Source organism: Streptomyces sp. NRRL S-378, from assembly GCF_000720645.1.
In the GTDB taxonomy this organism is placed as follows: Bacteria; Actinomycetota; Actinomycetes; order Streptomycetales; family Streptomycetaceae; genus Streptomyces.
Map to the genome: position 1 here is coordinate 1 of NZ_JOBX01000118.1, position 8,726 is coordinate 8,726.

Genomic DNA, 8,726 nt, shown 5'->3' on the forward strand with positions numbered 1-8,726 from the left:
GCCGGGGGCCGGGGGCCGGGGGGCTAGAAGGCGGACACCCCGGTGTGGGCGCGGCCGATGAGGAGCTTCTGGATCTGGCTGGTCCCCTCGTACAGGGTCGTCACGCGGGCGTCGCGCAGCAGCTTCCCCGTCGGGTACTCGTCGATGTATCCGTAACCGCCGTGCACCTGCAGGGCGTTGCTCGCGGCGCGCACGGCGGCTTCGGAGGCGAACAGCTTGGCGGTGGAGGACTCGGTGGCGAAGGGCTGCCCGCGGTCGATGAGGTCCGCGACGCGCCAGGTCAGCAGCCGGGCCGCGTCCACGTCGACCGAGATGTCCGCGATCAGTTCCTGGACCAGCTGGTGCTGGGCGATCGACTTGCCGAACTGCTCGCGGTGGGCGGCGTACGAGACGGCCGCATCCAGGGCGGCCTGCGCGATGCCGACACAGCCGGCGGCGACCGACATGCGGCCCTTGGCGAGGGCGGACATGGCCACCGAGAAGCCCTTGCCCGGCGGGCCGAGCAGCGCGGAGGCGGGCACGCGGACGCCGTCGAGGACGAGTTCGGCGGTGGGCTGCGCGCGCAGGCCGAGCTTGCCGTGGATCTCGCGGCGCGTCAGGCCGGGGGTGTCGGTGGGGACGAGGAAGGCGGAGATCCCGCGGTGGCCCGGCTCCTCGCCGGTGCGGGCGAAGAGCAGCGCGACATCGGCCCAGGTGCCGTTGCTGATGAACGTCTTGGTCCCGTGGAGGACGTACGCGTCCCCCTCGCGCACGGCGCGGGTGGTGAGGTTCGCGGCGTCGGAGCCGGTCCCGGGCTCGGTCAGCCCGAAGCAGCCGAGCGCGTCGCCGGAGCACAGGCGGGGCAGCCAGGCGCGCTTCTGCTCCTCGTTCCCCCAGGCGGCGACGGTCTTGCCGACCAGGCCGAGGGAGACGGAGACGATCCCGCGCACGGCGGAGTCGCCGCGGCCGAGCTCCTCGGTGACCAGTGCGTAGGAGAGGTGGTCGCCGCCGGAGCCGCCGTACTCCTCGGGGACGGTCAGACCGAGGAAGCCGAGCGCGGCCAGCTTCTTCACGACGGCCCGGTCCACGCTCTCGGCGCGGTCCCACTCTGCGGCGTACGGGACGATCTCGCGCTCGGCGAACTCGCGGGCGAGCCGGCGTACGGCGCTCTGCTCCTCGCTCAGCTCCAGATTCACCGGGACCTCCTCCAGGCGGGTGGCGGGTGGACGGCGCCCGTTTAACTAGCACCGGTAGTTTTTGAGGGGCAGGCTTTACTATGTGGCGCATGGCCAGACCGCGCAAGCCCCTTCTCAGCCGGGACCGCATCGTCGAGGCGGCCGGGGCGCTGGTCGACGCGGAGGGGCTGGAGGCGGTGTCGACCCGGCGGCTGGCGGCCGCGCTCGGGGTCAGCGGGCCCTCGCTCTACAACCACTTCCGCACCAAGGACGAGATCCTGGACGCCGTGGCGGACGCGGTGAGTTCGCGGGTCGACCTGTCGATGTTCGAAAGCGTGGGGGCCGGCGGCGGGACCGGGGGCGAGGACGGGCAGGACTGGCGGGGCGCCCTGCAGGCGTGGGCGCACTCGTACCGGGACGCCCTGGCCGACCACCCCAACATCGTGCCGGTGCTGGCGCGCGGGCCCGGGCGCCGCCCGGCGGGCCTGCGGGTGGCCGACGCGGTGTTCGGCGCGATGACCGCGGCCGGGTGGCCGGCCGCCCATGCGACACGGATCGGCGCGCTGATGCGGTACTTCATCCTGGGCTCGGCGGTCGGTTCCTTCGCCCGGGGGTTCGTCGACGACCGCACGGCGTACGACCCGGCGGACTACCCGCACCTGGGCCAGGCCCACCTGCTGGCCGAGCGGCAGCGCGAGGTGGACGAGGGCGCGTTCGAGACCGGGCTGGAGGCGCTGCTCGACGGCCTGGCCCTCCAGTACGAGGCGCTGCGGCGCGGGGAGCGGCCCGCCTGACACGGCGCGGCCGCCGCACGGTGACGACGGTGCGGCCGCCGCAGGGTGGCGACGGTGCGGCGGCCGTGCTGCTGCTGCGAATCCGGCCGTGTGTGGGGGGCCGGGGCCGGGGCCGGGGGCTACCCGAAGACGACGAGGGAGCGGCCGCCCTTGCCGGCCAGCATCGCGTCGAAGGCGGCCGGGATGTCGTCGAGGGTGATCCGGTCGGTCACCAGGGCGCCCAGGTCGAGACGGCCGGCGCGGACGTGCTCGGCGATCACGGGGAGGTCGCGGGCGGGGTCGCTGTTGCCGTAGACACAACCGGAGAGGGTGCGGGCGAAGTGGAAGATCTCCAGGGCGTGGAAGGTGACCTGCTGTTCCTTGCCGCCGATGCCGACGACCGTGGTGCGGCCGCCGCGGCGGGTCGACTCCCACGCCCCACGGATGGTCTCGGCCCGGCCGACGCACTCGACGGCGACGTCCGCGCCCCGTCCACCGGTGAGCGCACGGACCTCCCGGGCGGTGGTGTCCGAGGCGAGCACGAACTCGGTGGCTCCGGCCGCACGCGCCAGTTCCTCCTTGGCCGGTGACACGTCGACGGCGATGACCGGGCCGGCCTGTGCGATCCGGGCCGCCTGGAGTGCGGCCAGGCCGACCCCGCCGACGCCGAAGACGGCCACCGACTCACCCGGGCGGACCTGGGCATGGTGGTGGACGGCCCCGTAGCCGGTGAGGACGGCGCAGCCGAGCAGCGCGGCCTCGGCGAGCGGGATCCCCGCGGGTGCGGGCAGCACGCAGTTGGCCGCGACGACGGTCTCCTCGGCGAACGCGGCCACGTTCAGCCCGGGGTGCAGTGCGGTGCCACGGACGTCGTGTGCGTGGATGTTCCCGACCCCGGCGAGCGCGGTCGCGCACAGCCAGACCTCGCCGATGCTGCAGTGGTGGCACGTCCCGCAGGACGGGGCCCAGTTGAGCACGACGCCGTCGCCGGGGGCGACGTGCGTGACGCCCTCGCCGACGGCGAGGACCGTGCCCGCGCCCTCATGGCCGAGGACGGCGGGCACGGGAACCCGCATGGTGCCGTTGGTGAGGGAGAGGTCGGAGTGGCAGACGCCGGCCGCGGCGAGCCGGACGCGGACCTGCCCGGGCCCGGGATCGGGCAGCACGATCTCCCTTATCTCCAGCGGTGCTCCGACGGCGGGCAGGATGGCGGCGCGGACCATGGGCGTCGTCTCGACTTTCCGGTACGGGGGCGGGAGCGTGCGGATGCAGCGGGTGCGAGTGGTACAGCAGCGGGGGCTGTGGCTGCTACTGGTTCAGAACTGCAGGGACTTGGTCTGGAGGTACTCCGCCAGGCCGTGGGGGCCCAGCTCACGGCCGACGCCCGACTGCTTGTGGCCGCCGAAGGGCGCGAGGATGTTGTAGCGGCCGCCGTTGATGTCCACCTGCCCGGTGTCCATGCGGCGCGCGAAGGCGGCGGCCGTCTCCTCGTCCGCGGCCCAGACGGCGCCGCCCAGGCCGTAGACGGTGCCGTTGGCGATGCGCAGGGCATCCTCCTCGTCCTCGTACGCGAGGATCGACAGCACCGGGCCGAAGATCTCCTCCTGGGCGATGGCCATGTCGGGGGTCACGTCGGCGAACACGGTCGGGGCGATGAAGTACCCCTGTTCGTGCGGCGCGTCCGGCCCGCCCGCGACCAGGCGGGCGCCCTCCTCCAGGCCCTTGGCGATGAACCCGCGGACGCGCTCGTGCTGCTTGGCGTTGACGACGGGGCCGACGCGGGTGCCCTCCGTACGGGGGTCGCCGGTGGGGTGGTCGGCGACGGCGGCGACCGCGAGCGAGACGGCCTCCTCGTACTGGTCCCGGTGGACGAGCATCCGGGTGAGCGCGTTGCAGCTCTGGCCGGTGTTGTTCATGACGTGGCCGACGCCGGCCGCGACGGCCCTGGGCAGGTCGGCCCCGGGCAGGATGACGTTCGCCGACTTGCCGCCCAGTTCGAGGGCGACGCGCTTGACCGCGGCGCCGGCCGTGGCGCCGACCTGCTTGCCGACGGCGGTCGAGCCGGTGAAGGAGACGAAGTCGACTCCCTCGTGGGCGGCCAGGGCCTGGCCCGCGACCGGGCCCGTACCGGTCACCAGGTTGAAGACTCCGGCCGGGATCCCCGCCTCGTGCACGGCCTCGGCGAAGAGCTGCGCGGTCAGCGGGGTGTCCTCCGCCGGCTTGAGGACGAGGGTGCAGCCGGCGGCGAGAGCGGGTGCCACCTTGGCAACGACTTGGTACAGCGGGTAGTTCCAGGGCGTGATGGCCCCGACCACGCCGACCGGTTCCAGCAGGACCGTGGAGTTCCCGATGCGCTCCTCGAAGGCGTACGAGGCGGCGAGGTCGACGTAGGTGGAGACCACGGCGATCGACGCTCCGACGTGGACGGCCTTGGCGAAGGGGAGCGGGGCACCGAGTTCGGCGGTGACCGTCTCGGTCAGCTCCCCCTTGCGGTCCTGCAGGGCGTCGCGGAGTGCGCCGATCAGGGCGGCCCGCTCGGCCGGGGGCGTCGCAGCCCAGCCGGGCAGGGCCGCGCGGGCCGCGCGTACGGCCGCGTCCACGTCCTCCTCGGTGCCTGCCGGGACCTGGGCGATGACCTGGCCGTCGGCCGGGTTGACGACGTCGATCCGGCCGGTTCCGACGGCGGGCCGCCACGCGCCGTCGATGTACATCCCGTCCTGGGCCTTCATGGCATTCCTCCCGAGTACGCAGGTGCGCGTGTTCCGACCTCTCCGTCACCCTACAAACTAGCGTCGGTAGTTTTTGTCGGCCAGGGTGCGGCCGGGGTCAGATGATGCCGAAAAGCATCCCTGCCCCGAGGACGACGAGTGAGGTGAGGGCCGCCCACTTCACGGTGAATCGGGTGTGGTCGCCGAACTCGACCTTGGCCATGCCGACCAGGACGTAGACGGCCGGAACCAGCGGGCTCGACATGTGCAGCGCCTGGCCGACGAGGGAGGCGCGGGCGATCTCGAGCGGGGACACGCCGTGGGCGGCGCCGGCCTCCGCCAGGACGGGCAGGACACCGAAGTAGAAGCCGTCGTTGGACATGAAGTAGGTGAGCGGCAGGCTGAGCAGGCCGGTGACCAGTGCCATGTGCGGGCCCATGCCGTCGGGGATGGCTCCGACCAGCCAGTCGGCCATGTGCTTGACCATGCCGGTGCCGGTGAGGACTCCGGTGAAGACGGCGGCGGCGAAGACCATGCCGGCGACGTTGAGAACGTTGTCGGCGTGGGCGGCGAGCCTGGCCTTCTGGTCGGGCATGTGCGGGAAGTTGACGGTGAGCGCGAGGGCGGCGCCGAGCAGGAACAGCACCGGGATGGGCAGCAACTCCGTGATCATCGCGGCGAGGAGGGCAACGGTGAGACCGGCGTTGAACCAGTAGAGGCGGGGGCGCAGGGTGGCCCGGTCGGGGTCGAGGCCCTGGAACCCGTCCTCGGGGGCGTTCCCCCGGGCGTCCCCGGCTGCGGATCCGGGGATGGCGGTGGGGGTGGAGGCAGATGTCGCGGCGGGCGTCGGCCCGGCGGACGCGCCCGACGCCGCCGAACCGGCGGAACCGCTCCCGCCGACGCTCCCGGCGGCGGCCGTGACCAGGTCCCCCTCGACGCCCTCGACCTTCTCGACCTTCTCGGCATCCTCGGCCTCCGCGACCTCCCCGGGCGTCTTCTGGCCGGGGAGCGCCAGCACTCCGACGCGACGGCGCTCCCGCAGGCCGAGGACGTACGCCAGGGCGAACACGAAGAGCAGGCCCACCGCGAGGGCCGGGATCATCGGGACGAAGATGTCGGCGGCGTCGAGCTTCAGGGCGGTCGCGGCGCGGGCCGTGGGACCGCCCCAGGGCAGGGTGTTCATGACGCCGTTGGCCGTGGCCGCGACACCCGTCATGACCACCAGGCTGAGGCCGAGCCGCTTGTAGAGCGGGTACATGGCCGAGACCGTGATCATGAAGGTGGTCGATCCGTCACCGTCGAGCGAGACGATCGCGGCGAGGACGGCCGTACCGACGACGACGCGCATCGGGTCGGCCTTGCAGAAGCGCAGGATGCCCCGGACGATCGGATCGAAGAGGCCGACGTCGATCATCAGGCCGAAGTAGACGATGGCGAACATCAGCATGGCGGCGGTCGGTGCGAGCTTGCCGACGCCTTCGATGACGTAGTCGCCGAGGTGTGCGCCCTTGCCTGCGAACACGCAGAACAGCGCGGGGATGAGGACGAGCGCCGCGATGGGCGACATTTTCTTCATCATGATCAGGACCAGGAAGGTCGCGATCATGGCGAAGCCGAGGAAGGTCAGCATGGGGGGAAGGTAGGCGCCGTCTCCTGGGGCCAACAAGACGTGGACGCGTGAGCAATACGAGCAAAACCCCAGCTCAGGGCAGGGGTGTCAGCTCGACGGGGAAGGCGTTGAGCACGGCGGTGCCGGAGAGCCGGTCGATCCGGGTGCCGTCGAGGAGCTGGTTGACGTTGGCTCCGGGCGCGGCGGACGCCACACCCAGGCGGGTGCCGGCGCGGTCGTGGCCCCAGCCGTGCGGGAGGCTCACCACTCCCGCGCGGACGGCGTCGGTGACCTCGACGGGGACCTCCACGCTGCCGCCGTCGGCGGCGACCCTGGCCCGCCCGCCGTCGGTGAGCCCCAGCCGGGCTGCGTCCTGCGGGTGGACGTGCAGGGTGCAGCGGTTGGAACCTCCGGTGAGGGCCGGGACGTTGTGCAACCAGCTGTTGTTGGACCGCAGGTGGCGGCGGCCCACGAGCACCAGGGCGGCGGGACGGTCGGCGAGCGCCGCGCGCAGTCCGGGGAGTTCGGCCGCGATCGGGTCCGGGAGCAGCTCGATCCTGCCGCTGCGCGTCCTCAGCACTTCCGGGAGCCGGGGCCGCAGCGGGCCCAGGTCGATGCCGTGCGGCGTCTTCAGCAGGTCCTCCAGGCCCAGCTCGTACGGCCCGAGGCGCAGCATCATGTCCAGTCGCCGCTCCGGGCCCGTGCGACCGGCCAGCCGACGGGCCTGCGCGGCCGGGTCGGCGCCGTGCAGCGGTGAGTGCGCGTCGGTGACGGCCCGGGCGAGCGTGTCGTCGATGACGCGTTCGTCGACGGCTCCCGGCGGGGCTCCGTGCAGTCCTGACACGGCGAGGATCAGGCGCGCGTGGATCTCGCACTCGTCCATCCGCCCCTCCTCCAGGGGGATGGCGGGCCGCGAGTAGCGGGCCTGGTTGCGCATGGCGAAGGCGTTGAAGGCGAAGTCGAAGTGCGCGCTCTGCGCGGGCGGGGGCGGGGGCAGCACGACGTGGGCGTGGCGGGAGGTCTCGTTCAGGTACGGGTCGACCGAGACCATGAAGTCCAGTCCGGCCAGGGCCCGGTCGAGGCGGTCGCCGTCGGGTGCGGAGAGGACGGGGTTGGCGGCGATGGCGATGAGGGTACGGATGCGCCCCTCCCCCGGCGTCTCGATCTCCTCGGCCAGGGCCGTGATGGGCAGTTCGCTCTTCGCTTCGGGGTGGCCGCTGACCCGGCTGTGCCAGCGGCCGACCGCGAAGCCCTTGCCGGGACCGGCCGGCCGGGGGGCGCGGTCGGTGGCGGAGAGCGGGAAGAGGGCTCCGCCGGGCCGGTCGAGGTTGCCGGTGAGGATGTTCAGTACGTCGACGAGCCAGCTGGCGAGCGTGCCGTGCTCGACGGTGCAGCTGCCGATCCGTCCGTAGACGGCGGCGGTGGGTGCGGCGGCGAGCTCGCGGGCGAGGCCACGTATCTCGTCGGCCGTGAGGTCGCAGGCGGGGGCGACGGCCTCAGGAGTGAAACTCCCGAGGGCGGCGCCGAGTTCCCGGAGCCCCTCGACATGTTCCTCCAGCGTCCCGGGAGCGGCGCGCTTCTCGGCGATCAGGGTGTGCGCGAGGGCGGCGAGCAGGAACACGTCGCTGCCGGGACGCGGCGCGAGGTGCCGGTCGGCGAGGGCCGCGGTCCGGGTGCGGCGCGGGTCGACGACGACGAGGGTGCCGCCGCGGGCGCGCAGGGCCTTGAGCCGGCCGGGGAAGTCCGGGGCGGTGCAGAGGGAACCGTTGGACTCCACCGGGTTGGCGCCGAGGAGCAGCAGGAAATCGGTGCGGTCGAGGTCGGGGACCGGGATGGCCAGGGGGTCCCCGAAGAGGAGTCCGCTGGAGACGTGCTTGGGCATCTGGTCGAGCGTGCTGGCGGTGAAGAGGTTGCGGGTGCCGAGGGACTTGACGAGCAGCGGCGGGTAGAGCGCACCGGCCATGGTGTGCACGTTCGGGTTGCCGAGGACCACGCCGACGGACCGGGGTCCGTACTCCCGTACGAGGTCGGGCACGGCGGCGGCGACGGTGTCGAAGGCCTCCTCCCATGTGGCTTCCCGCAGGCGGCCGGCCCGGCGGACGAGGGGGTTGCGCAGGCGGTCGGGGTCGGCGTCGATCTGCCCGAAGGCGGCGCCCTTGGGGCAGATGAAACCGCGGCTGAAGACGTCGTCCCGGTCCCCGCGGGCGCCGGTGACCGTGACGCCTTCGATGGTGAGGGTGAGGCCGCAGGTGGCTTCGCAGAGGGGGCAGATGCGCAGGGCGGTGCGGGGCATGGGCCCTCCAGGGTGGCAGGCTGCGGCGTGGACACGCGGGGAGCCCGAGCATACCGACCGGTAGGCACGGTGGCGAGGGAGTGGAACGAGGTCGCAGCCCGCGAGAGGCGCCCGGACAGGGCTCGCGGGGCCGGCGACGGGCGCGGGCGGAGCCCCGGACGGGTGGTGGCGCCGGGCAGGGGGTGGCGG

Annotated in this window: 6 protein-coding genes; 1 reads left to right on the forward strand and 5 read right to left on the reverse strand. The window is 73.2% G+C overall.

Annotated elements, in window-relative coordinates; all coding sequences use genetic code 11:
• Positions 1 to 23: 23 nt before the first annotated feature.
• The gene (locus tag IH80_RS0137375) at positions 24 to 1,175 is read right to left on the reverse strand and encodes an acyl-CoA dehydrogenase family protein (RefSeq protein ID WP_030966345.1); all 1,152 of its coding nucleotides are present in this window, start codon (positions 1,173 to 1,175) and stop codon (positions 24 to 26) included.
• Between the two features lie 80 nt (positions 1,176 to 1,255).
• Here IH80_RS0137375 and IH80_RS0137380 point away from each other — a divergent pair, with 80 nt between their 5' ends.
• The gene (locus IH80_RS0137380; protein ID WP_030966346.1) at positions 1,256 to 1,948 is read left to right on the forward strand and encodes a TetR/AcrR family transcriptional regulator; all 693 of its coding nucleotides are present in this window, start codon (positions 1,256 to 1,258) and stop codon (positions 1,946 to 1,948) included.
• A 119-nt stretch (positions 1,949 to 2,067) separates the two neighbouring features.
• On the opposite strand, the gene IH80_RS0137385 is transcribed toward IH80_RS0137380, so the two are convergent.
• The 4 genes from IH80_RS0137385 to IH80_RS0137400 all read right to left on the reverse strand — a co-directional run bounded on the left by IH80_RS0137385 (position 2,068) and on the right by IH80_RS0137400 (position 8,537).
• Entirely contained in the window at positions 2,068 to 3,150 is a 1,083-nt protein-coding gene (locus tag IH80_RS0137385; RefSeq protein ID WP_030966347.1) for a Zn-dependent alcohol dehydrogenase, read from the reverse strand.
• A 93-nt stretch (positions 3,151 to 3,243) separates the two neighbouring features.
• Positions 3,244 to 4,656, reverse strand: coding sequence for an aldehyde dehydrogenase family protein (locus IH80_RS0137390; RefSeq protein ID WP_030966348.1), 1,413 nt, complete (start codon positions 4,654 to 4,656; stop codon positions 3,244 to 3,246).
• A 97-nt stretch (positions 4,657 to 4,753) separates the two neighbouring features.
• Positions 4,754 to 6,265 (reverse strand): CitMHS family transporter, encoded by a 1,512-nt coding sequence (locus IH80_RS0137395; protein WP_030966349.1) that lies wholly within the window; start codon positions 6,263 to 6,265, stop codon positions 4,754 to 4,756.
• A 73-nt stretch (positions 6,266 to 6,338) separates the two neighbouring features.
• The gene (locus IH80_RS0137400; RefSeq protein ID WP_030966350.1) at positions 6,339 to 8,537 is read right to left on the reverse strand and encodes a molybdopterin-dependent oxidoreductase; all 2,199 of its coding nucleotides are present in this window, start codon (positions 8,535 to 8,537) and stop codon (positions 6,339 to 6,341) included.
• Positions 8,538 to 8,726: the final 189 nt, after the last annotated feature.

Bases quoted from the DNA above. Each gene is read 5' to 3' on its own strand.
- IH80_RS0137380 (WP_030966346.1), top strand. From the start codon at position 1,256: ATGTGGCGCATGGCCAGACCGCGCAAGCCCCTTCTCAGCCGGGACCGC.
- IH80_RS0137385 (WP_030966347.1), bottom strand. From the start codon at position 3,150: ATGGTCCGCGCCGCCATCCTGCCCGCCGTCGGAGCACCGCTGGAGATA.
- IH80_RS0137390 (WP_030966348.1), bottom strand. From the start codon at position 4,656: ATGAAGGCCCAGGACGGGATGTACATCGACGGCGCGTGGCGGCCCGCC.
- IH80_RS0137400 (WP_030966350.1), bottom strand. From the start codon at position 8,537: ATGCCCCGCACCGCCCTGCGCATCTGCCCCCTCTGCGAAGCCACCTGC.
- IH80_RS0137395 (WP_030966349.1), bottom strand. From the start codon at position 6,265: ATGCTGACCTTCCTCGGCTTCGCCATGATCGCGACCTTCCTGGTCCTG.